We start from the raw sequence: 22,205 nt of genomic DNA, 5'->3' as shown, positions 1-22,205 counted from the left end.
TTCTTTTTGAGTATTTTCTAATGCCCCTCATGTTCTTCGCTATTTTTCAATTTCGATAGCAGATCGTAAGCTCCCGTTAAAACAACCTTTCCTTTAAGATCCATACCTTTTGGCAATTCCAACTGTATATATCCGCCATCACTGGTTCCAGTAGTAACTTCCAGAATCTCAAAGTGAAAGGATTCTCCTTCAGCTTCTTTTTCATGCTCTGATTCCTTTGGATCATGCTTATGTCCCGTTTCATTTTTTTCTTTTGCATGGCCGGCCTCTTTTCCTGCCGCTTTTGCAATGAAAATGTATTTTTTATTCTGGAAATCAACTACAGCACTGAGTGGTAAGGCCATAGCTTGGGTGGTACCGGCCTCGATATAAGCTTTTAAATAAGTACCCGGAATAAAATTTTTGCTTCCTTTGGCAATTGCGTGTACAGTAACGGTTTTGTCTGTTGCAATTTCCTTTCCTACCAGCTGAACTACGGCCCGCTGTTGAATGGTATCGGGATCATTCGCTAAGATAAATCTTACGCCTTGTCCCGGTTTCACTTTGTCCACATCTTTTTCAAAGACCTTTAACTCAACGTGCAGGTTTGAATTGTCTACAATTTCAAACATGACATCATTAGGGTTTATGAATTTCCCGCTATTCACATTTACCTTGGTCACATAACCGCTGATTGGTGCGTAGATATTTATCTCACTTCTGATATTCGTAGGAGACAAGCTGCCGGGATTGATGTTGATCAGGCGTAGGCGTTGCTTTAATGCATTTTCTCTGGCCTGGATGATCTGATACTGGGATTTTGCCTGTTGCAGGGTTTTTTGTGAATTTACATTCTGACTTGCAAGCGTCTGCTGACGTTTGTACTCCGAATCGGCTAATTCCAGCTGGCTTTTGCTTTCCAGATAATCTTGCTGAAGCTGTACATATTCCTGGTTTTGAAGCACAGCTATCACTTGTCCTTTGCTAACGCTACTGCCTTGCAAAAGTGGTGTTGACCTTACTATGCCGCCCATTTGGGTGGTGATACTTACTAAATTCTGCGGTGGAACATCGATGTAACCATTAACTTTTAAAAGTCCGCTTAATGACTTCAATTCAGGTGAGCCTAAGGTCACACCAATTGCTTTATATTGTGATTGGGTAATCTCCACTGAATTCTCATTTTCCTCATGGGCTTCTTCTGCCGGGGCTGCTGTTGCCTCAGTTTCCTTCTTATTTCCACCACAAGAGGCGATTAAAATAGCCAAGAGCAGTACTGAAGTGATACGTGTGATATTATGAATTGTCTTTTTCATTTCTTATTGATTATATACCCATAAGGTATTGAAGTGTGTAAACTGATTGATTGTATTGATTGATGGCCTGCAGGTAATTAAACCGGATCTCTGAATAAGTACGTAAGGCCTGCAAGTATTCTACATAACCAATTTCACCATTTTGAAAAGCGATTTGTGATTGCTTTAGAATTAGATTCACATTGGGTAAAGCACTCTTTTTGTAATAGTCAATACTTCTTGCGTTTTTCTGTAAATCCTGATATGCCTGTTTATACTGCCCTTGAAGATTAGTTTCAAATAAGTTAAATTGGCTTTCCGCAACTTGCTTTTCTATTCTTGCTGCTTTGATACGTGATGAAAAAGGTTTAAAGAAAATTGGAAGGGAAATGCCGGCCTGAACGCCTTGAAACCTTTTACTGCCACTAAAATACTGGTCATTTCCGTTGACATTCTGCGTTCCGATAATTGACTGGTTAAAATAACCGACGGTAAAATCAGGGCCTGAACGTGCTTTTTCTAATGCAAGAGCCTTATCTGCGACAACAATCTGCTGTTTTTGCAACGCAAGCAGAGGATTAGCTGAAATTGCACTGTCTAATGCCAAGTTATTGTATTCGTCTTGCTTAAACTGGTCTTTCGCAATTTCAATAATATCCTGTGAATTGAGCAGTCTTTGCAGCTCAGCTGTGTAGGCGAGAATATCAGATCGGTTCTTACTCATCTGGTTTAACACTTCATTATATTGGGTTTCGGCAGTGGTACTTTCCAATAAATTGGTTTCACCTGCTTTGTAGCGCAATGATGCTGCCTTTGCAAAATTACTGTATACAGAATCCTGGCTTTTATATAAGTCCTGTAATGCAACAAAGTATGCCAGTTGCGTATATGCACTTTTCACTTGATAACTCAGTTCTTTTTGGGTAACAGCCAGATTAATTTCGGCACTTTTGATTCGGGCATCGTATAGACCTCTCTGGTTTTTGAATACCCCAGGGTTTGGGATACTTTGGGATACACTGAAATTATTGTCTTTTCGTATGCTGTTAAACTGGCCATATTGGATATCGAAACTTGTTTTGCCCAGGTCAGTTGAACTTCCTCTTAAGGCCTGTTGCTGGTTAATCTGCAATCCTGAAGATTTTACTGCCTGGTTGTTTTTAATGGCCGTTTCAATCGCCTGGGTCATGGTTAAAGTTTGTCCAGGTATCTGCGCTTTTGCAGTTGGGCTAAAGAACAACAGGCAACTGATGATGATTGCAATTGCAGTCGCAGGAATAGACTTTGTTTTGCCCTTCCAGCTTTCAAAATAAGTATATAACACGGGTAATACAATAAGGGTTAAAATTGTTGAGGTAAGCAGACCGCCAATCACAACTGTGGCAAGAGGCTTTTGTACTTCCGCACCTGCGGCTGTTGAAATGGCCATTGGCAGGAATCCAAGGGAAGCCACAGTGGCAGTCATTAGTACTGGCCTTAACCTCAGCTCTGTTCCTTTCAGTACAATTTCGTTCAAGGTATATTTTCCTATTTTTTTGAGCCTGTTAAATTCAGTGATCAGCACGATCCCGTTAAGTACAGCAACCCCAAAAAGTGCAATAAAACCAACACCCGCCGAAATACTGAACGGCATGCCTCTTAGCAGTAGAGCGAAGATGCCACCGATAGCGGCCATTGGGATGGCAGAAAAGATCAGCAAGGACTGTTTAATAGAACCAAAAGAAAAATACAATAACAACAGGATGAGTAACAAAGCTACGGGTACTGCTACTGATAATCTTTTGGTTGCTTCTCTAAGATTTTCAAACTGACCGCCATAGGTAATATAATAACCGGCCGGCAACTTAACCTGCTGCTCTATTTTAGTCTGTATTTCCTCAACCACACTGGCAATATCGCGACCGCGTACATTTAAACCGACAATAATACGTCGCTTGGTGTCCTCACGCTGGATCTGGTTCGGGCCAATTTTAAACTCTACATCAGCAAGTTGCTCCAATGGTACCTGATTGCCATTTGGTGCAGTAACAAATACATTCTTAACGTCATCAATACCCTGACGGTTTTCCTGAGACAGGCGAACTACCATGTCGTAACGCTGTTCTCCCTCGTAAACCAGCCCCGCTGATTGTCCGGCAAATGCTGCATTTAAAGCCTGGTTCACAGTCTCTACACTTAATCCGTATTGTGCAATTCGATCTCTGTTTATTTTAACTACTATCTGGGGAAGACCTTCGGCTTGCTCCAGGTATAAGTCTTTGGCACCTTCGACCGAAGAAACAATGCTCCCGATTTTTTTAGAAAAATCCGTTAATGCAGTCAAGTCATCACCAAATATTTTAATACCAATGTCCTGTCTGACACCAGATATAAGTTCATTGGAGCGTAACTGAATGGGCTGGGAGAAGCCAAAACTCACACCCGCCACCTCTTTGAGGGCGTCACTCATCATTTCAGTTAGTTCTTCGCGGGTCTTAGCACTTGTCCATTCCTTTTTGTCTTTTAGGATGATGGTCAAGTCACAAGCCTCCATCGGCATCGGATCCGTAGGAATCTCAGCAGCGCCAATCTTGCCAACCACTTCTTTTACTTCCGGAAACTTTTTCACTAGAATGGCTGATGCCTGGTTCACTTTATCAATCGTCTGGGATAGGGAACTTCCTGTTAGTAATCTGGTCTCAACTGCAAAATCACCTTCCTCCAGATTTGGGATAAATTCTCCACCCATTCGGCTAAAGACGAATAGACTGACAACCAATAATGCGATAGAGGTAATCGTCACAGCCATTCTGCGTTTTAATGCACCTTTGATCATTGGGTGATAGTATTTGTGGAAGAAATCCATCATACGATCAGAAAAGTTTCTTTTGTGGGTTGGGTTTTTGCTCAAAAATAATGCAGATACCATAGGGACATACGTCATAGAGAGTAAAAATGCACCCAGGATTGCAAAGGAAACCGTTTGGGCCATCGGGCCAAACATTTTACCTTCAATACCTACCAATGCAAGGATAGGGAGGTAAACGATCAAAATGATGATCTCCCCAAAAGCAGCAGCAGACCTGATTTTTACAGCAGATTCATATACTTCTTTGTCCATTTCCTCCTGAGTCATTCTGCCTGCTTTACGCATGCCTAGGTGGTGCATCGTGGCCTCTACAATAATTACGGCTCCATCAACGATCAGACCAAAGTCAATTGCACCCAGGCTCATTAGGTTTCCTGATACCCCGAACAGGTTCATCATGGAAATGGCAAACAGCATCGCCAGCGGAATCACTGAGGCAACGACCAGTCCGGCCCGGAAGTTTCCAAGGAACAGTACCAATACAAAGATTACAATTAACGCACCTTCAATCAGGTTCTTAGCGACTGTGCCCATTGCTCTATCTACCAAAGCGCTCCGGTCAAGGAATGGTTCTACGACCACCCCTTCAGGAAGTGTTTTGCTGATCCTCTCTATTTTGAGCTTAACTTGTTTTACTACGTTATTTGCATTGGCGCCTTTAAGCATCATTACGATACCACCAACCGCTTCTCCTTGTGCCTCAGGTGTAGCACGGGTAAGTGCCCCATAACGAATAGAATTGCCAATCTGGACGTTTGCAATATCCCTGATTAGTACTGGTATACCACTTGGACTATTTTTAACTACGATCTTGTTAATATCAGAGATACTGCCTACGAATCCTTCACTTCGGATGAAGTATGCATTAGGTTTTTTATCAATATAAGCGCCACCCGTGTTTTGATTATTCTGTTCTAATGAAGTGAAGACGTCATTAATACTTAAGTTAAAGCTTCTTAACTTATCAGGATCCAGCGCAATTTCATATTGTTTTAATAAGCCGCCGAAGCTGTTCACCTCTGCAATGCCGGGTGTGCCTAAAAGTTGCTTTCTTACAATCCAGTCCTGAATGCTTCTAAGTTCAAGTGCAGTATATTTTTTCTCAAATCCCGGCTTGGCATGGATCACGTATTGATATATCTCACCAAGACCAGTCGATATAGGTGAGATCTCAGGGTTTCCCAAACCGCCGGGAATATTATTTTTAGCCTCAGCTAACTTTTCATTAACCTGTTGACGTGCCCAGTAAATATCTACGTCATCGTGGAACACAATGGTCACTACGGATAATCCGAACCTTGATATGGAACGAACCTGCTGTATTTCAGGAATAGTAGACATGGACTGTTCTACCGGATAGGATATTAAGCGTTCTATTTCCTGGCTGGCCAGTGAAGGGCTTAAAGTAATAACTTGCACCTGATTGTTTGTAATATCAGGTACTGCATCTATAGGAAGCTGTTTAAGGGAATAAATACCCCAGGCAATTAATGCAAGGGTAAACAGTCCAATAACAAGCTTGTTCTGTATAGAAAACTGAATGATTTTTTTCAGCATCGAATTAAAATTATGTTAGATAAAAAACTAATTAATGCATAGTCGACAACACTTCATGAGAAATGAACCGCAAGCAATAACATGATGATTTAACTAACTTAATTGAGGCGGTTGCCAAATGGAAAGAGAAACGGAAGCTGCATTGGCCGAATATAAATCAACATATTCCTTTTTCAATATTAAGGATATGGTTTTTATATGCACAACTTGATTGATTGGTATAGGTGTATTGCAGCAGGAGCAAGAACAAAATGGAGAACAGGAATCAAGATCAGATTTTGAATGGCCGTCGTCTGCTATAGTTTTAGAAATTCTATTTGTTACAGTAGCTCTGGAATTGTTCATATCCTTACAAGGCACGAAATTCATGACAAGGATGATAATAACAATAAGCCAGTTAACTATTTTCACAAAAAAATATTTTTTCCAAATGTATAAAAATATAATTCAGTATTACAAGAGAAAAATAAAATTTTTGCATCTATTGTTGAAGGTAGGATAAATCGTGTAATTTGAAGACGTATTGAAGAGATCCGGATATTATTTGCTAGGAACTCCAAAAGCATTGCTTATGGGGAAGGACAAGCTGTTGTAAAATTTGATTCTACGCAGATTTCTTTAGCACAATTGGAAGAGGCAGTAGAGAAAGAAACAGGTTATAAAATCATAAATAAATCAACCAATGACAACTAAAGCAATAATACTAGAATCTACCATAACTTGCCCTGTTTGCCAACATCAAAAAATGGAGATAATGCCGACAGATTCTTGCCAGTACTTCTATGAATGCGAAAAATGCAAGACAAGATTAAAACCTCAAGATGGAGACTGCTGTGTGTTCTGTAGCTATGGGACAGTTCCATGTCCCCCAATACAAGAAAACAAATCGTGTTGCTGAAATTCTGTAGAGGTGTAACAAACTCGTAGGAAAAAACAACATGGCGGCGAAGTCAAATCGTGGGGACAAAAAGAAGAATTTAAAAATGTCAATTACTTTCTTAGACATTATTTTTTTATTCTTCTATACCATTTCGATTCAAGTATGGTTTTTGGCGCGTATGCGTACTTCGCCCTGTTAAATAATGTAAATTGATTTTGGCTATTTCATTTTCAAAGTTCCAATTAAAAATAAGTTGATACTCCAAATTGTATTGCGGCAGTTTTGGTTGGTGGGTTGCCTAACAAATCCTTTTGACTTTGAATTCTGTAATTAGCCCTTAGAACGGTTTGTGGTCTTGGTCTAAAGCTAATCCCAGGCATTATGCTCCATAATTCATCACCAATATTTTCGTCTGTTTCTTTGAATTTTCCAACATTCCAATCAACATATTCAAAGCGGCAGGCAAGATTGATGGTGGCATTTTGCCAACCCAGAATTTCTCTTTTTAATATTGGCTGTACAATGTCGGCATATCCTCCTTGTTGTTTATTACCAAATTGTTGCGAATATGTTGTGGGAACATCTATATTGATCCATGCCCATTCTGCGGTAATAAAAGTGTTAAGGTTAGGCAAAGTGGTGTTAAAATCAATAGCAAATATATTTAACCTTCTTTTGTCGTCTATTACAATCCCGTCATCTAGCCATTTGTTATATATCCCGCCCATATAGGATAATCCGATTTCTCCTATTTTATTATGTCGGACTGCAATTTTTCCTGTCAATAGCGGTTGACCGCTGGCCATTTCTTCAAACCTTTCAGTATTCTCTTTTGCAGCTGGTAAAAAGGTCTTATTCTCTTTGTTGGCAATAATCGAATTATCAAACCCACTGGATGCATAAATTTCATAACCAAACATCCAATTTGTATTATAGTGTTTTCCATAAATGCCAAATCCGGCGTTACTCCATGTTGCAGGTAACATTTGTGTCATCGCAATCGGACGATCCGTAAATTCCCATTTTGGCCCATCATGGTTTTGATTGAAGGCACCTATTGGGTTCATAATCATTCCACCTCTTAAATTCAATAGGGGATGAAGCTCAAGATCGAGGGCGGCAAATTCTATTGCAATTTCCTTTTCGGCTGGTTCAAATTCAATTTCAGATAAAAATTTAATGCGTTTGCTAATAGTGGAAGCAACAAATAGCGTCATTCTTCTAAACTGAAATTGATGTCCCTCGGAAACACCATCTGTACCTGAATGTTGCCAGTTTGCTTCCATATACCCCCCTAAAGAAACTGGTAATTTCCCCACAGTGATGAATGGTCGTTCGTAAACGGCATCCATATTTAAGGATTGTTTAGCTGTGTCTAATGTTGATCTTTTAAGAAGTTTCGGGTCAATTTGAGCTTCTGCTATGTAGTATCCAATTAATATAATTGTGAGTGTAGTAATTACTTTTTTCATATCGCTTTAAGGGAGATTTTTAGTTGATTCGTTTCGATAACGATTGCAAATGTTCGCAGGTTGGTATCAGCCGGGCCATTTTGCATTATTCCTTTGTTGTTAAATTCACTACCGTGGGCGGGACATTGCAGTTTGTCTCCAAATACTTGTAATTCTGCTCCTAAGTGAGTGCATTCCATCCATAAAGCGGAATACGTGTTTTCATTAAAGCGGTATATGCATATAGGAAATTTTAGCAGATCATTGGTCACAATGATATATTTCTTAAATTGTTTTTTATTAGACTTGATTATAAAATCTGATATAGGGACAACCAAATTATCATCAGCAATTTCTCCTGATAAAATCTGTAAAGAACTACAACTTTCTAGCAGGGTTGGAATTCCCAGCCCTGCTAAACAAGCATAACCACAGTTTTTTATAAAATCTTTTCTTTTCATGGCTACAGTGACTTTAAAAATTTGATGAGTGCATTTTTATCAGCCGCTGAAAGCTGGATATATTCATTTCTTGCATTAGCAGCCTCGCCACCATGTAAGGTTATAGCCTCTTCAATACTTTTTGCTCTCCCGTCATGTAATAGGTGATATTGTCCGCCTTGAGAGTTTGGTGAAAGACCTAAGCCCCAAAGTGGTGGTGTTCTCCACTCAAAAGTTTTTGCAGTCCCTTCTGTATAAGCATCATCAAGTCCTGCTCCCATGTCATGCAATAATAGATCAGTATAAGGATGGAAAGTTTTGTTAGACAGTGCCTTTGTAGTGGATATGCCTGTTTTTAAAGTGGGTTTATGACAACCTGAACAATTTATCCTGTCAAATATTACCCGACCATTTTTAACTTCAGAGTCATTTTGCTGACGTTGAATGGGGGCTTTAAGCGTTTGCAAATAAAACACAACATCATTTACGGTTTGGGTCGAAATCTCTGGATCAATGGTAAGATGAGTATAAACATCTACCGGATCGTAACTTGAAGTAATTCCTATATCTTGGTTATATGCATTTACAGTTTGATGTAACAGACTATAAGCAGCAGCCTTTTTACCAAATCGATGGATATATTTTCCATCTTTTTGAATTGCATTAGCAAAGGGAATTATATACTGCGGCAGGTTACCATAGTTTGGAACTCCGGAAATCCCATCGTTGTCATTGTCGTCTGGATCTGCCATTGCCAGAATGTCTGCATCAGAAACAAGTTCTAAAAGACCTAATCCAGTATTAGCAGGAGGTGTGAATTTAGAAAAGGTAGCTCCTAAGGGTATTTGTTCTGGCATATATCCAGGTATAGCTCTATTCTGTAATTGAGGGCCACCCTGATTTAGAAACTTGTTACCTGTTTCGTCAATTTGTCCGAAACGGGTAAGTGTGGTAAATGGATGTCCCTTGCCATCCCCTGCATGGCAACTTCCACAACTTGTAGCTACAAAAACTGGCCCTAAGCCTTTTTCAGGAGTAAAGATTTCGTCATTAAATGCTACATCTCCTGATAGAAACCTTCGGCTTTCCTCATAACTTAACCCTTCAACCGGCCCATCTAATAAGTTCTCGTCTTTAGGCGAAGCTGGTTCCAGCTTAGAACAGGATTGTATAATTGTGACAAGTCCAACTAAAATACATGTAACAAGTAAAGATTTTTTCATTGGTCTAATTTTAATATTTCAATATGCAAATATATAAAGTTAGATATCACTAACAAAATTAATTCGACTATTCGATTTTTTATTAGATGATTCGGAAAGGTTTTATGTTTAACTTTGTTCTATGATTTCCCAAACAGAAGAAAACTATCTAAAAGCGCTTTTCATTTTGGCTAATGAAAACGGAGAGACTGGTGTGAATGAATTGAGTAAGTTTTTAGGAATAAAGATGCCAACTGTGACTAGCATGATGAAGGGTCTAGCAGATAAAAATTTAGTTCGGTATATAACCTATAAGCCAGTAATCCTTACGGTGACAGGAAAGAAAGAAGCTGCATCAATTATCCGAAAACACCGTCTTACTGAAATGTATCTAGTGGAAAAAATGGGGTTTGGCTGGGATGAAGTGCATGAGATAGCAGAACAGGTTGAGCATGTAAAGTCAAATGCCTTATTTGATAAAATGGATGAAGCCCTCGATTTCCCAAAATTTGATCCTCATGGTGCGCCTATACCTGATAAAAATGGAAAAATAGATTTTCCTGATCAAAGAAAATTAAGTGAGTGCAAAGTTGGAGAAACTATTCAATTATCTGGTGTTATTCACTCTTCTGATGTTTTTTTGAAGTTTTTAAACAGTAAAAATTTAAAACTAGGAACCATACTTACTGTTCAATTAATAGAAGCATTTGATGGAACAAGGGAGCTTAGCTACGACGAAAGAACAGCAGAAATTCTAAGTGAAATTGCTTGTGAAAAACTATTGGTGCAGAACTTAAAGCATATATGATTAAAGACCTCAGTTGGGCAATTCGTTTGAAGCAAAAAAACATACAATGGAATTAAAATTTTGATATATTTGAAACCATGAAATGGTTCGTTTGCCTTTTTTCATTTTATGTACTCTTTTTAACTGGTGTTCCCTGCAACCTAGAGGATAATTGTTGTACTGATGAGATCTGCTTTGAACGAAATAATAATAAAGAACTAGAAGGTCAAAAGAATCAAGAAAATTGCCCATGACCTTTTTTTGCTTGTGGTGTTTGTTTTGGAGTGCTTCCAGTGACGGCTTTTATAGCATTTTTTTCAGGCCTCACCTGCAATGTCTGAGTTAAATTATTTCTATTTCGATAGCAATTTATACAATTGCACAGGATTTCTAACAGTTAAGTATATATTTGCAACATGAGATTATGGATTGCCCGTGTTTTTATTGGCTTTGCGTTCAGCCTTTTATTGGCTCATAACCTCATTTCGCACCACCATGATGAAGAAGCAATTGAGTATGCCGGAGATCACCACGATCATCAGGATCATCATGAAGACCGCTCAGCGACCCCTTTTGATAATGTAAAACTTGATGGTGACTTTGTTCAGAAACTAGATTTTCAGCACTTAGATGTCAGTGTACCTGTAAATTTGGTTTTGGTGCTATATAATTTTACACAGGAACCCATTGTAATTGTTCAACAGTATTGTACACCACCACCTGAGCATCCCCCGGCGCTATTTCATATAGATGCCGCCTTACTAAGAGGCCCCCCTGTTTATTGTTAATTACCGGAATTATTTGCTGTTGAAGTAAATGAACAGGATTGCCTATGCAATCTCTTTTTCTGATTTTTTACAATAAACTTTCAAAATGCTCAATAAGATCATAGAGTTTTCTATTAAGAATAAGCTTGTTATTGGTTTATTTACCCTTGCATTGATTGCATGGGGTACTTATTCCATTACCCGATTACCTATTGATGCCGTACCTGATATTACAGATAATCAGGTTATGGTCATCACTGTCACCCCAAGTCTGGCCGCCCAGGAAGCCGAAAGGTTAATTACTTTTCCGGTAGAGCAAACAATGGCCAGCATTCCTGGCATTAGTCAAATCCGTTCATTTTCCCGTTTTGGCCTGTCCATCGTTACTGTTGTTTTCAAAGAAGATGTAGATATCTATTGGGCACGTCAGCAGATTGGAGAACGTTTAAATGATGCCGCCAAACAAATTCCTGAAGGTGTGGGTAAACCTGAAATGGCCCCTCTTACCACAGGTCTGGGTGAAATATACCAGTATGTAATCCACCCTAAAAAAGGTTATGAAAAGAAATACGATGCCACTGAATTACGTACTATTCAGGACTGGATCGTTAAACGCCAGTTATTGGGTACTCCGGGAGTTGCCGAGGTCAGCGGCTTTGGTGGTTATGTCAAACAGTATGAAATTGCTGTAAATCCTGATCGCTTGCGTAGTGTAAATGTGAGTATTGCCGACATATTTAAAGCGCTGGAAACCAATAATCAAAATACTGGAGGTGCTTACATTAATAAATCACCAAATGCCTACTTTATCAGGAGTGAAGGCTTAGTGGGTGGTTTGGACGATATTGGAAAGATCGTGATCAAAATCAACAACAGAATCCCAGTACTAATCCGGGATGTGGCTACTGTTCAGTTTGGAAACAGTGTGCGTTATGGTGCTGCAACACGAAATGGAGAAGGTGAAACAGTTACAGGTATTGTGATGATGCTGAAAGGTGCCAACTCTTCTGAAGTGATCAATAACGTTAAGGAAAGAATTGAGCAGATCAAAAAGACCTTACCTGAAGGGGTAACCATTGAGCCTTTTTTAGACCGTAAAAAGTTGGTTGATAATGCGATTGGTACGGTATCCAAAAACCTGATTGAAGGAGCATTGATTGTGATCTTCATTTTAATCCTGTTTTTGGGGAACCTACGTGCTGGCTTGGTAGTGGCTTCTGTAATTCCATTATCTATGCTGTTTGCCATCTGTATGATGAACCTGTTCGGGGTTTCGGGCAATTTAATGAGCTTGGGGGCGATAGATTTTGGACTTATTGTGGATGGGGCAGTAATTATAGTGGAAAGTATCGTTCACCGTATTGCCATAGGAAGCTTTGCCGCAAAAGGAATTGCCCGGCTCAATCAGCAGCAAATGGATGAAGAGGTTTATCAGGCTTCCTCTAAGATCAGAACAAGTGCTGCATTTGGGGAAATCATAATCCTAATTGTATACCTGCCTTTATTGGTATTGGTGGGTATTGAGGGTAAGATGTTCAGGCCTATGGCGGAAACGGTGATGTTTGCAATTCTAGGTGCATTTATTCTGTCACTTACCTATGTGCCGATGATGGCTGCTTTAGGTTTAAGCAAGAACACTACCCATAAGCGTAATTTTTCAGATAAGATGATGGATTACTTCCAGAGATTATACAGTCCGCTAATCAAAAAGGCTATTCAGCACAAGGCAGTTGTGGTCATCACGGCAATTGTTCTTTTTGTGATCAGCGTAATAACTTTTAATCGTTTGGGCGGTGAGTTTATCCCTCAATTGGATGAAGGAGATTTTGCGGTGGAAACAAGGGTCCTGACCGGAAGTTCTATTGACCAGATGATCGAGGTATCCAGAAAGGCGCAAAAGATCATTCTTGGCTTTCCTGAAGTCAAACAGGTGGTGAATAAAATCGGATCAGGAGAGATCCCAACCGACCCTATGCCCATTGAAGCGGGTGATATGATGGTGATCCTGAAGGATAAAAGCGAGTGGACAAGTGCCAAGACCAGAGAGGAACTGGCCGATACGATGCAGAAGGCGCTTGCGGTAATACCAGGGGCTACCTTTGGCTTTCAGCAGCCTATCCAGATGCGTTTTAATGAGCTGATCACTGGTGCAAAACAGGATGTGGTGCTGAAGGTTTACGGAGAAGACCTGGATGTACTGACCGCTGAGGCAGGAAAGATCGGTAAACTGATCAAGCCTATTCAGGGGGTGTATGATACTTATGTAGAAGAAGTGACGGGTTTGCCTCAGATACAGGTGAAGTTTAACCGGGATAAAATTGCCCAATATGGATTAAATATCGAAGAGATCAACCGAACCATTAAAACCGCATTTGCAGGTGAAACCGCAGGTTTGGTTTACGAGGGGGAAAAACGGTTTGATATGGTTGTACGCTTAGACAAACAAGATAGACAGGATATTGGTAATGTTAGAGGACTATATATTTCTACACCAACAGGTCAGCAAATTCCTTTGGAGGAAGTCGCTTCAGTGGAATTTAAAAATGGCCCAAATCAAATTCAACGGGACGATACCAAGAGAAGGATCACCATTGGTTTTAATGTCCGTGACCGTGATGTGGCCAGCATTGTAGAAGAAATTCAATCTAAGATTGATCAGAAAATAAAGTTTCCTGCTGGTTACTATGTTACCTATGGCGGCCAATTTGAAAACCTTCAGGCAGCCAACAAACGATTGGCGTTTGCGCTTCCGGTGGCGTTGTTGCTCATCCTTTGCTTACTCTATTTTACTTTCAATTCAATCAAACAGACCTTGCTTATTTTTACCGCTATCCCGCTTTCTGCTATTGGTGGTGTCTTTGCCCTGTTGATCCGGGATATGCCTTTCAGTATTTCAGCAGGGGTTGGTTTTATTGCACTCTTTGGTGTTGCGGTATTAAATGGAATTGTATTGATCTCCGAGTTTAACCGCTTAAAAGAAGAAGGAATGACCGATATTAACGAACGTGTACTCATAGGAACTAAAATAAGGTTACGTCCGGTACTCATGACTGCGGCTGTTGCTTCATTGGGCTTTCTTCCTATGGCTATCTCTAATTCATCAGGAGCAGAAATTCAGCGTCCTTTGGCTACAGTGGTGATCGGTGGTCTGCTTACCGCTACATTGCTTACGCTGTTGGTACTCCCTGTGTTATATATCTTTTTTGAGAAAAAATTTAACAAACCAAAAACAGGTACTGCCTTGAACACACTTATTGTTCTGGCATTGTCATCTATTTTGTTCATGCCTTCTGGTGCTTTTGCCCAAGATGGCCCGGTAGAAAAGTTGAGCCTTCAACAAGCGATTGATCTAGCCTTGAAAAATAATAATGGTGTTAAGGCTGCGGCATTTGGAGTTGATTATCAAAAGGAACTAAAAAAAGGCAGCCTTACGCTTGAACGCACCAATGTGATCTTTCAGCAGGGACAGATCAATAGTAATACAAGGGACAACCACATTAGTGTCAGCCAAAAAATAGAATTTCCAACCGTTTATTCAGGACAGTCCAAGTTAGCATCAGAGAATGTAACAAAGGCACAGGGGCAATTTGATGTTCAGGCATTGATATTGATTAATAAGGTTAAAAGTGTTTACTATAAGCTGGTATATCTGGACGAAAAAAAGACCCTGATACATTATCAGGATAGCCTATATACCAATTTGCTAAAGGCGAGTGACCTGCGTTACCGTACAGGAGAAAGTAACCGATTGGAAAAGGTAACCTCGGAAACCCAATTAATGGAACTTAAAAATGCGGGTAGACAAGTTGAAGCAGATATTCATATTGCTCAAAAAGAACTGCAAACATTACTCAATACCGACCAGCAGATTATTGCCCTTGAAAATAAACTTCAGAGAAAGCCTGTTAAGGTTAATCAGGATAGCGCCATACTAGCGGGTAATCCTTACCTGAATTATTTGAAACAGGAATTGAGGGTTAAGCAACAGGAAACCCAGGTTCAAAAAGCAAAAGGATTGCCTGATTTTTCGGTTGGATATTTCAACCAGTCTTTTAATGGGCTGCAAAACTTTAACGGGATGACACAGAACTATACGGGCTCGGATCGGTTTAGTGGTTTTCAGGTAGGTATCGGTATTCCATTGTTGCCTGGGGGAAACAGGGCAAAGGTAAATGCGGCTAAAGTAAGTCAGCAGATTGCATCAGCAAATCTACAGTATCAGCGAAGTATTTTGCATGGCAATTTTAGTCAGCTTTTACAACAGAGTCAGAAACATGCCAGCACACTGGACTATTATGAACAAGGCGCGTTAAAACAAGCTGATCTGATCATTAAGAATGCAGAAGCAGGGTTTAAAGGAGGAGAAATTGCTTACCTGCAATACTTGCAAAGTTTAGCCTTAGCCATTAAAATTAAATCTGATTACCTGGATGAGCTGTTTGCTTATAACCAGAATCTATTGGATATAGAAAATATCACAGGTAAAAAGTAAAAATAGGAAATAGCAAAATGAAGACACTTAATTATATCGCAGCTTTCACGCTGTCACTTTTAACCATTACAGCCTGTAATCAGGCTTCCACAGAAGAAAAGAAAGAGGAGGCGGCCACCGCTAAATCTAGTGATGAAGTAACCTTGTCTAAAGACCAGTACAAGGTTGCCGCACTACAAATAGGTAAATTAGAAATGCGTTCATTGAGTGATGTCATTAAAGCAAATGGCGCTATTGATGTACCCCCAGAGAATATGGTTTCTATATCTGCTCCTTTAGGAGGGTATATCAAAAGCGCTGGTTTATTATTAGGTCAGCAAATCAGCAAAGGACAAGTGATTGCCACTATTGAAAATCCTGAATTTATTGATATTCAGCAGGAATATTTGGAAAGCAAAAGCCGTTTTGAGTTTTTGGCCCTGGAATACAAGAGGCAGGAACAACTTAGGCGAGAAGATGTAAACTCGGCAAAAACTTTTCAGCAGGTAAATTCTGAATATAAAATAATCCAGGCGCGAATGAATGGGTTGGAGCAGAAACTGTCGCTGATAGGGATTAATGCGAAAAGCCTTCAATCTGGAAAGATTTCTAAAACCAGTAATTTGTATTCACCTATTAACGGATATGTAACGCTCAACAACGCAACTACCGGAAAATATGTCAATCCAACGGACGTAATATTTGAATTGGCCAATAAAAGTCAAATGCACCTCGCATTGAATGTTTACGAAAGAGATGCTTCTAAAATTAAAGTAGGTCAATCAATTAAATTCGCATTGGCGAATGAAACCGGATACAATCGCAATGCGAGAGTTTTTCTGATTGGAAAATCGACTGGTAATGAGGGGACTGTACCTGTTCATTGCCGTTTGCTTAATACCGAAAACGCAGCTTTGTTCCCGGGTATGTATGCCAAAGCAATGATTGAAACTACAAATCAGTCTGTACCAGCCTTACCTCACGAAGCTATTGTGCAATCCGATGGTCTGGATTACATATTTATTCAGATTACCTCTTCAGATGCAAAAAGATCTACATTCAAAATGATCCCGGTGAAAAAAGGTATTGAACAGGAAGGATATACAGAGGTTATCCTGCCAGAGGATTTTGACCATAATTCTGCTGTTGTACTTAAAGGAGCTTACACCCTTCTTTCAGCAATGAAAAATGTAGAGGAATAAATGGCACAGGCAAAACTCATAACGGTGTTAAAGGAGCCTTTTCAGGCACTAAGACATAAAGCATTTGCTATCTTGTATTTCGCACAAACTATCAGTTTGTTAGGTGATGCATTTACCTGGGTAGGGCTTGCATTGTTATCCTATCAGTTTGGTAAGGAAAATTCAGCGGTAATTCTAGCCTCTGCATTAACTCTTAGAGTGGTTGCCTTCATCATTTTTTCCCCCTTTGCCGGAGTACTAGCGGATCGGGTTGACCGAAAAAATATATTGTATATCACACATTTTATCAGAATGGCAATTATCTGTTGTTTGCCTTTTGTAAATGCCGAATGGCAGATTTATGTGCTGGTTTTTCTTTTAAATGTGTTCAATGCTTTTTTTACGCCAACTTATAAATCCATAATTCCACAGGTTGTTGACCAACGGAATTACAGGCAGGCGATTGGTCTATCTACCGCAACATTTCAATTGTTAGGAGTACTTGGGCCAGGATTAGCCGGAATTATAGCCGTATGGTTTGGACCAAGGGATATATTCTTTGTTGATGCCGCATCGTTTATTCTTGCAGGTATATTGATCCTGATGCTTCCAGCTCAACTGATCAGTAGACCTGCTCATCCAATATCAGAGAAGCCTTTATCTGCATGGGCAGATGTAGTCAAAGGAGCAAAACTACTCTTTGGAAATAAGTTGATCCGATTTGCCCTGGCCATTGAATTTATTTCTGCAATTGCAGGGGCACAAATCTTAGTAAACACAGTTGGCCATATCAAAAGCGGGCTTTTACTCGGTGATAAACAATACGGTTGGGCTATGGCTGCCTTTGGTATCGGCGCAGCGGTAGCGGCTTTTGTTGCGGGCAATCTGGATAAGTCTAAAAGCAGACGTGTATCGCTGATCGTCGGTGTATTGCTACTTGGACTAGCTATAGCAGGAGCAAATTATGTCAGCTATACTGTTTTGTTAGTCCTTTGGCTGTTTGCCGGATTAGGTCAAAGTTTAGCAGAGATGCCTTCCGAAACGTTGATAGGAGAAAATATAGCCTCAGTGGAACAAGGGAAAGTATTCGGCTCTCATTTTGCCTTTTCCCACTTATGGTGGGCGATTGCCTACCCCATTGCTGGATTCACCGGAAGCTATTTCCCAGGAAATGACTTCCTTTATGGGGGCGTCATTTCATTGGGGATATTGGCGATTGCGCTTCTTCTTATATCAAAAACAAATAAACAATAAATTCTATAATCCATTAATCATTAAAAAAATCAAATGAAAAAAACACTAATTATTGCAGCCATGTCTTCGATGTTATTTGCGGCTTGTTCAAATGAAACTAAGAAAGAAGCAACTACAGATTCTTCAGCTACAGAAACGGCACCAGCAGTAGATACTACAGCTATTAAGACTGATAGTGCAACTGTAGCTAAAGATACGGTAGCAATGGATAGCGCAGAGGCCGCTCATGGTCACAAACACTAATTAATCACAAAATTGGTCTATCCTGATCTCAGATTAGGGTAGACCTGTTTTTAAATGGAAAATATGAATTTTAAAAAAATAATTACGCTTGCTGTACTATTCATTTTATGTGGTGTCAGCAACCAGCTTTTTGCGCATGGTGTAGACGGTGATACCCAAACCTTTTTAACAGGTAATAACGGCGTAGCCTTTGGCCCTTTTCTTTACATCGGAGCCAAACACATGCTTACCGGATATGATCACCTGCTTTTCCTGGTTGGGGTTATTTTCTTTCTATATAAACCAAAAGAAGTCCTGCTTTATGTCAGCTTCTTTACCATAGGTCACAGTATCACTTTGTTACTTGGAGTGATGTGTAATATTGCTATCAATGCTTATCTTATAGATGCAATTATCGCACTTTCTATTGTTTACAAGGGATTTGACAATCTTGGAGGTTTTCAACGTTTCTTTGGTAAACAGCCAAACACTAAAGCAGCAGTTCTGATCTTTGGTTTATTTCACGGTTTTGGTCTGGCGAGTAAGTTGCAGGACTTTAATTTCGGTAAGGAGGGTTTATTTACCAATTTACTAGGTTTCAATATTGGTGTGGAAATAGGTCAGTTTATTGCCCTCGCTCTGGTTCTTACGTTGATTACCGTGTGGCGTAAATACCCAAGCTTTATGAAATTTTCCACTTTTACAAATACCATGCTCATGGCAGCAGGGTTCCTATTATTAGGGTTTCAGTTAACAGGTTATTTTACATCTTAAATAAAACATACAATGGCAGAAATGAGTCATCAAATCATAGAAAAAAGTAAAATTATAAAGGCGGTATTGATAGCAATAGTAGTCGCCGCTATCTTATTGGTTACAGCAATCTTACCTGCTGAATACGGTCTTGACCCATTAGGAACAGGGAAGGCTTTTGGTTTTGGAAAACTATATGTTCCAGATAATGGTATGGGTGAAGAGTCTCAAATGACGGTAAAAAAAAACAACCCTGTTATCAAATTGGAAAAGGCCGGTTCAGGGCCAGATGTAAAAAGGCCAGCGGAGGCCGACCTACCTGCTCCGGTACAACAATATACACATAGGGAAGATACTGTTAGGGTAACCATTCCTGCCGGAAAGGGTATTGAATATAAGATACGGATGTTGAAATATGGGCAATTGAAATACGAGTGGTTAACTAGTAAAGGAGACCTTTATTTTGATTTTCATGGTGAACCAAAGGAGCTTAAACCAAGTAAGAATACTTATTTTGATAGCTATACCATTGCTTATTCAAATAACATGGTAGGTACTTTTCTATCCCCATTTGAAGGGAAACATGGATGGTATTTCAGAAATGAAGAAGGTAAAGATATCTTAGTTACCTTGAGATTAAAGGGAGAGTACGAGTTGCTATAAGATCATTTAACTAGTGAATATTTTTTATTCACTAGTTTCAAGCTTGATAGAAGTTATTTTTTACCTCAAAATAGATTATTATAAACCGTATATCACGATTTTTTTGCTTAGACGAACTTTAATGTGAAACCAATAGATGTAAAAAAAGCTCGGAATTATGTAAATTTATTTTTGCATCTTTATACTAGATTTGCCTAGTCATGAAAAGTAAAGCTATCTTTCTGTTAGTTATATTTTTGCTCAATACTGTTGTAGGTTTTGGCTGTGCTTTAGGAATGGAGGAGGATCATCATGAAGATCATTTTCATTCTGAATCTCCTCATCATGTTCATATGGCGAATAATCACCATCATTCAGATGGGCATGAACACAAAACTAGCCCAATATCTGGTCAGAATTTCTCAAAGGAAGATCCTTGTTGTAAAACTTTAGTAAATGATTTGGTTACTCAAAGCAAATTAGTTCCTGAAAATGGCAAGGTGCAAGTAGTTTTACCTATAATTTGGCTTCCTGATTATTCTTATGCCTTATTAGTTCCCGTAACGGATGTTGAACTTGATCAAAGCGTCTATGTAGACCATAGAGAAAGGCCGCCTAACGAGGACATTCGCATTGTCATTCAAAGTTTTCAGATATAAGATTTAATGTGAGTTGCTAAACAGCAAGCTTATTGCTGTTAGCGTCTACAAATACATTCACATAGCTATTGCTATGACTAAGAATAAGTATAAACATTAAATTATTACATCATGAAAAAGATATTTTTGGTAGTTGCTTTAATTGCAACTGCATGGATCAAACCTGGTTTTGCTCAAAGCAGCCAGACACAATCATTATTAACTTCTTACTACGACATCAAAAATGCGTTAGTAAACTCCGATGCAACAGCGGCTGCATCAAAAGCAAGTGAGTTTTCTAAAGCTTTAGCAAGTATAGATATGAAATCAATGCCAAAGGCAGAAATGACTGCTTTCATGGGATTTCAGGATAAACTTGCATTTGATGCCAAGCATATCTCGGAAACAAAAGAGATTTCCCATCAAAGAGAGCATTTCGCTAATTTTTCTACTAATCTTTTCAAGCTGGCCAAAGCTGTAAAGCTTACTAAAGACCCAGTCTATTATGACTATTGCCCAATGAAAAAGAGTTATTGGCTTTCTGATAACGCAGCGATTAAAAATCCTTATTTCGGTAAACAAATGTTAACCTGCGGGGAAGTAAAGGAAACTTTAAAGTAATTCTGTTTGTTGATTGTACAGCCTCACCTTTACTGGGGTCGTGACTGTACAATTGACTCTCAGATTTTATCAAATAATTCTACTAAAGGATAACGGAAATACGCTTTTGTCCTTAAGTAGGTAATCAACCATTTAAAAATATTTTAATTAAAATAAGATGAAAACATTAATTTATAGCATGGCTTTTTCTTTACTATTTCTAGCTGCTTGTTCTAATGGTAGTAATAAAACTGAAACTGCTGCTACTTCAGAGGCTACATCAACTAAGTCCGCTGTAACAGAATCTTCAGAAAAAGGCACTTCTACTGCCGCATTGTTAAGTTCATATCTAAAATTAAAAAATGCCTTTACAAATGATAATGATAAAGACGCAGCAGCAGCAGGAAATGAAATGGTTGCTGGCTTCGCTTCTTTTGATAAGAAATCTTTAACACCAGAACAAAGTAAAGCCTATACTGATATACAAGATGATGCTAAAGAGCATGCTGAACATATTGGTGCCAATACAGGAAACATAGCGCATCAGCGAGAACATTTTGATATGTTGAGTAAGGATATGTACGACCTTGTTAAACTACTTGGAACCAATCAACCTTTATATGTTGACCACTGTCCGATGTACAATAACAATAAGGGGGCAATCTGGTTGAGCGAAGTGAAGGATATTAAAAACCCTTATCTTGGAAAGGCTATGCCAACTTGCGGTACTGTTAAAGAAGAATTAAAATAATAGCCATGAACGGCATAAAGAAATTACCTCTTGGGTTATTGGTAATCCTTATAATTATCCAGTTTGTACACCCTGCCCGCAATAAAAGTGGGCAGGCTATGCCAAATGACATTTCCAAAATGGTTACCATGCCACCTGATGTACAGGGAATCTTGAAGAAAGCCTGCTATGATTGCCATAGTAATAATACCGACTATCCATGGTATACTTATGTGCAGCCCTTCCACTGGTTTATGGATTACCATATACAATCTGGTAAAGAAGAATTAAATTTTAATGAATTTGGCACCTATACTCCAAGAAGACAGCAGAGTAAATTACGCTCCATAGAGAACAGTTTAAAAGATGGCACTATGCCCTTGTCGTCATATACCTTGATCCATAGAAATGCCATTTTGAGCGAAGCGGAGAAATCGTTAATTATCAGCTGGGTTCAAAATTCAAAGGATAGTTTAAACAAAAAGAATCTTTAACTAACCCTTAATCA

19 protein-coding genes are annotated in these 22,205 nt (G+C 39.2%); 13 read left to right on the top strand and 6 right to left on the bottom strand.

The window, feature by feature from the left end; all coding sequences use genetic code 11:
- Positions 1 to 17: 17 nt before the first annotated feature.
- From K7X70_RS20160 to K7X70_RS24585, 3 genes are all read right to left on the bottom strand, one after another.
- The gene (locus K7X70_RS20160) at positions 18 to 1,295 is read right to left on the bottom strand and encodes an efflux RND transporter periplasmic adaptor subunit (RefSeq protein ID WP_073233007.1); all 1,278 of its coding nucleotides are present in this window, start codon (positions 1,293 to 1,295) and stop codon (positions 18 to 20) included.
- A gap of 10 nt (positions 1,296 to 1,305) precedes the next feature.
- A complete protein-coding gene (locus K7X70_RS20155; RefSeq protein ID WP_068402223.1) occupies positions 1,306 to 5,679 on the bottom strand; it encodes a CusA/CzcA family heavy metal efflux RND transporter in 4,374 nt (1,457 codons plus the stop codon).
- A gap of 93 nt (positions 5,680 to 5,772) precedes the next feature.
- Positions 5,773 to 6,090, bottom strand: coding sequence for a DUF6660 family protein (locus K7X70_RS24585; protein ID WP_368388870.1), 318 nt, complete (start codon positions 6,088 to 6,090; stop codon positions 5,773 to 5,775).
- A gap of 271 nt (positions 6,091 to 6,361) precedes the next feature.
- On the opposite strand from K7X70_RS24585, the gene K7X70_RS24505 reads away from it, so the two are divergent.
- On the top strand, positions 6,362 to 6,577 hold the full coding sequence (locus tag K7X70_RS24505; RefSeq protein WP_073233006.1) for a GDCCVxC domain-containing (seleno)protein: 216 nt from the start codon (positions 6,362 to 6,364) through the stop codon (positions 6,575 to 6,577).
- 224 nt (positions 6,578 to 6,801) lie between these two features.
- On the opposite strand, the gene K7X70_RS20150 is transcribed toward K7X70_RS24505, so the two are convergent.
- The 3 genes from K7X70_RS20150 to K7X70_RS20140 are packed head-to-tail and all read right to left on the bottom strand — an operon-like array spanning position 6,802 to position 9,673.
- Entirely contained in the window at positions 6,802 to 8,031 is a 1,230-nt protein-coding gene (locus K7X70_RS20150; protein ID WP_068402219.1) for a hypothetical protein, read from the bottom strand.
- Positions 8,028 to 8,471 carry a QcrA and Rieske domain-containing protein gene (locus K7X70_RS20145; RefSeq protein WP_068402217.1) on the bottom strand — a complete coding sequence of 148 codons (444 nt, stop codon included), beginning with the start codon at positions 8,469 to 8,471 and terminating at the stop codon, positions 8,028 to 8,030. The genes K7X70_RS20150 and K7X70_RS20145 overlap by 4 nt, the downstream gene beginning before the upstream one ends.
- 2 nt (positions 8,472 to 8,473) lie before the next feature.
- Positions 8,474 to 9,673, bottom strand: a complete 1,200-nt coding sequence (locus K7X70_RS20140; RefSeq protein ID WP_068402215.1) for a di-heme oxidoredictase family protein — start codon at positions 9,671 to 9,673, stop codon at positions 8,474 to 8,476.
- Between the two features lie 121 nt (positions 9,674 to 9,794).
- Between K7X70_RS20140 and K7X70_RS20135 the strand changes: the two genes are divergently transcribed.
- The 12 genes from K7X70_RS20135 to K7X70_RS20080 all read left to right on the top strand — a co-directional run bounded on the left by K7X70_RS20135 (position 9,795) and on the right by K7X70_RS20080 (position 22,191).
- Positions 9,795 to 10,460, top strand: coding sequence for a metal-dependent transcriptional regulator (locus tag K7X70_RS20135; protein ID WP_222538745.1), 666 nt, complete (start codon positions 9,795 to 9,797; stop codon positions 10,458 to 10,460).
- A gap of 395 nt (positions 10,461 to 10,855) precedes the next feature.
- Positions 10,856 to 11,227 (top strand): hypothetical protein, encoded by a 372-nt coding sequence (locus tag K7X70_RS20130; protein ID WP_222538744.1) that lies wholly within the window; start codon positions 10,856 to 10,858, stop codon positions 11,225 to 11,227.
- Positions 11,228 to 11,312: 85 nt separating this feature from the next.
- Complete coding sequence (locus K7X70_RS20125; protein ID WP_222538743.1) at positions 11,313 to 15,698, top strand: CusA/CzcA family heavy metal efflux RND transporter; 4,386 nt, start codon at positions 11,313 to 11,315, stop codon at positions 15,696 to 15,698.
- A gap of 17 nt (positions 15,699 to 15,715) precedes the next feature.
- Positions 15,716 to 16,879, top strand: a complete 1,164-nt coding sequence (locus tag K7X70_RS20120) for an efflux RND transporter periplasmic adaptor subunit (protein WP_222538742.1) — start codon at positions 15,716 to 15,718, stop codon at positions 16,877 to 16,879.
- Positions 16,880 to 18,112 (top strand): MFS transporter, encoded by a 1,233-nt coding sequence (locus tag K7X70_RS20115; protein WP_222538741.1) that lies wholly within the window; start codon positions 16,880 to 16,882, stop codon positions 18,110 to 18,112.
- Positions 18,113 to 18,145: 33 nt separating this feature from the next.
- Positions 18,146 to 18,355: a hypothetical protein gene (locus K7X70_RS20110; protein ID WP_068402203.1), complete on the top strand. Its 210-nt coding sequence runs from the start codon at positions 18,146 to 18,148 to the stop codon at positions 18,353 to 18,355.
- 54 nt (positions 18,356 to 18,409) lie between these two features.
- A complete protein-coding gene (locus K7X70_RS20105; protein ID WP_255607461.1) occupies positions 18,410 to 19,108 on the top strand; it encodes a HupE/UreJ family protein in 699 nt (232 codons plus the stop codon).
- A gap of 21 nt (positions 19,109 to 19,129) precedes the next feature.
- Positions 19,130 to 19,750 (top strand): hypothetical protein, encoded by a 621-nt coding sequence (locus K7X70_RS20100; protein WP_255607460.1) that lies wholly within the window; start codon positions 19,130 to 19,132, stop codon positions 19,748 to 19,750.
- 200 nt (positions 19,751 to 19,950) lie between these two features.
- Positions 19,951 to 20,388 (top strand): hypothetical protein, encoded by a 438-nt coding sequence (locus K7X70_RS20095; RefSeq protein ID WP_068402200.1) that lies wholly within the window; start codon positions 19,951 to 19,953, stop codon positions 20,386 to 20,388.
- A 111-nt stretch (positions 20,389 to 20,499) separates the two neighbouring features.
- Positions 20,500 to 20,988 carry a DUF3347 domain-containing protein gene (locus tag K7X70_RS20090; protein WP_068402198.1) on the top strand — a complete coding sequence of 163 codons (489 nt, stop codon included), beginning with the start codon at positions 20,500 to 20,502 and terminating at the stop codon, positions 20,986 to 20,988.
- A gap of 157 nt (positions 20,989 to 21,145) precedes the next feature.
- Positions 21,146 to 21,718 (top strand): DUF3347 domain-containing protein, encoded by a 573-nt coding sequence (locus tag K7X70_RS20085; RefSeq protein WP_068402196.1) that lies wholly within the window; start codon positions 21,146 to 21,148, stop codon positions 21,716 to 21,718.
- A 5-nt stretch (positions 21,719 to 21,723) separates the two neighbouring features.
- Positions 21,724 to 22,191, top strand: a complete 468-nt coding sequence (locus K7X70_RS20080) for a heme-binding domain-containing protein (RefSeq protein ID WP_068402194.1) — start codon at positions 21,724 to 21,726, stop codon at positions 22,189 to 22,191.
- Positions 22,192 to 22,205 lie beyond the last annotated feature (14 nt).

Origin of the sequence: Pedobacter polysacchareus (genome assembly GCF_019802255.1) — a bacterium.
Taxonomy (GTDB): domain Bacteria; phylum Bacteroidota; class Bacteroidia; order Sphingobacteriales; family Sphingobacteriaceae; genus Pedobacter; species Pedobacter polysacchareus.
This window is presented reverse-complemented; position numbering and strand designations above follow the sequence as displayed.

What these genes read in the sequence shown, in the direction of transcription:
- K7X70_RS20160 (WP_073233007.1), bottom strand. Translation starts at nt 1,295, where the DNA reads ATGAAAAAGACAATTCATAATATCACACGTATCACTTCAGTACTGCTC.
- K7X70_RS20155 (WP_068402223.1), bottom strand. Translation starts at nt 5,679, where the DNA reads ATGCTGAAAAAAATCATTCAGTTTTCTATACAGAACAAGCTTGTTATT.
- K7X70_RS24505 (WP_073233006.1), top strand. Translation starts at nt 6,362, where the DNA reads ATGACAACTAAAGCAATAATACTAGAATCTACCATAACTTGCCCTGTT.
- K7X70_RS20150 (WP_068402219.1), bottom strand. Translation starts at nt 8,031, where the DNA reads ATGAAAAAAGTAATTACTACACTCACAATTATATTAATTGGATACTAC.
- K7X70_RS20145 (WP_068402217.1), bottom strand. Translation starts at nt 8,471, where the DNA reads ATGAAAAGAAAAGATTTTATAAAAAACTGTGGTTATGCTTGTTTAGCA.
- K7X70_RS20140 (WP_068402215.1), bottom strand. Translation starts at nt 9,673, where the DNA reads ATGAAAAAATCTTTACTTGTTACATGTATTTTAGTTGGACTTGTCACA.
- K7X70_RS20135 (WP_222538745.1), top strand. Translation starts at nt 9,795, where the DNA reads ATGATTTCCCAAACAGAAGAAAACTATCTAAAAGCGCTTTTCATTTTG.
- K7X70_RS20130 (WP_222538744.1), top strand. Translation starts at nt 10,856, where the DNA reads ATGAGATTATGGATTGCCCGTGTTTTTATTGGCTTTGCGTTCAGCCTT.
- K7X70_RS20125 (WP_222538743.1), top strand. Translation starts at nt 11,313, where the DNA reads ATGCTCAATAAGATCATAGAGTTTTCTATTAAGAATAAGCTTGTTATT.
- K7X70_RS20120 (WP_222538742.1), top strand. Translation starts at nt 15,716, where the DNA reads ATGAAGACACTTAATTATATCGCAGCTTTCACGCTGTCACTTTTAACC.
- K7X70_RS20115 (WP_222538741.1), top strand. Translation starts at nt 16,880, where the DNA reads ATGGCACAGGCAAAACTCATAACGGTGTTAAAGGAGCCTTTTCAGGCA.
- K7X70_RS20110 (WP_068402203.1), top strand. Translation starts at nt 18,146, where the DNA reads ATGAAAAAAACACTAATTATTGCAGCCATGTCTTCGATGTTATTTGCG.
- K7X70_RS20105 (WP_255607461.1), top strand. Translation starts at nt 18,410, where the DNA reads ATGGAAAATATGAATTTTAAAAAAATAATTACGCTTGCTGTACTATTC.
- K7X70_RS20100 (WP_255607460.1), top strand. Translation starts at nt 19,130, where the DNA reads ATGAGTCATCAAATCATAGAAAAAAGTAAAATTATAAAGGCGGTATTG.
- K7X70_RS20095 (WP_068402200.1), top strand. Translation starts at nt 19,951, where the DNA reads ATGAAAAGTAAAGCTATCTTTCTGTTAGTTATATTTTTGCTCAATACT.
- K7X70_RS20090 (WP_068402198.1), top strand. Translation starts at nt 20,500, where the DNA reads ATGAAAAAGATATTTTTGGTAGTTGCTTTAATTGCAACTGCATGGATC.
- K7X70_RS20085 (WP_068402196.1), top strand. Translation starts at nt 21,146, where the DNA reads ATGAAAACATTAATTTATAGCATGGCTTTTTCTTTACTATTTCTAGCT.
- K7X70_RS20080 (WP_068402194.1), top strand. Translation starts at nt 21,724, where the DNA reads ATGAACGGCATAAAGAAATTACCTCTTGGGTTATTGGTAATCCTTATA.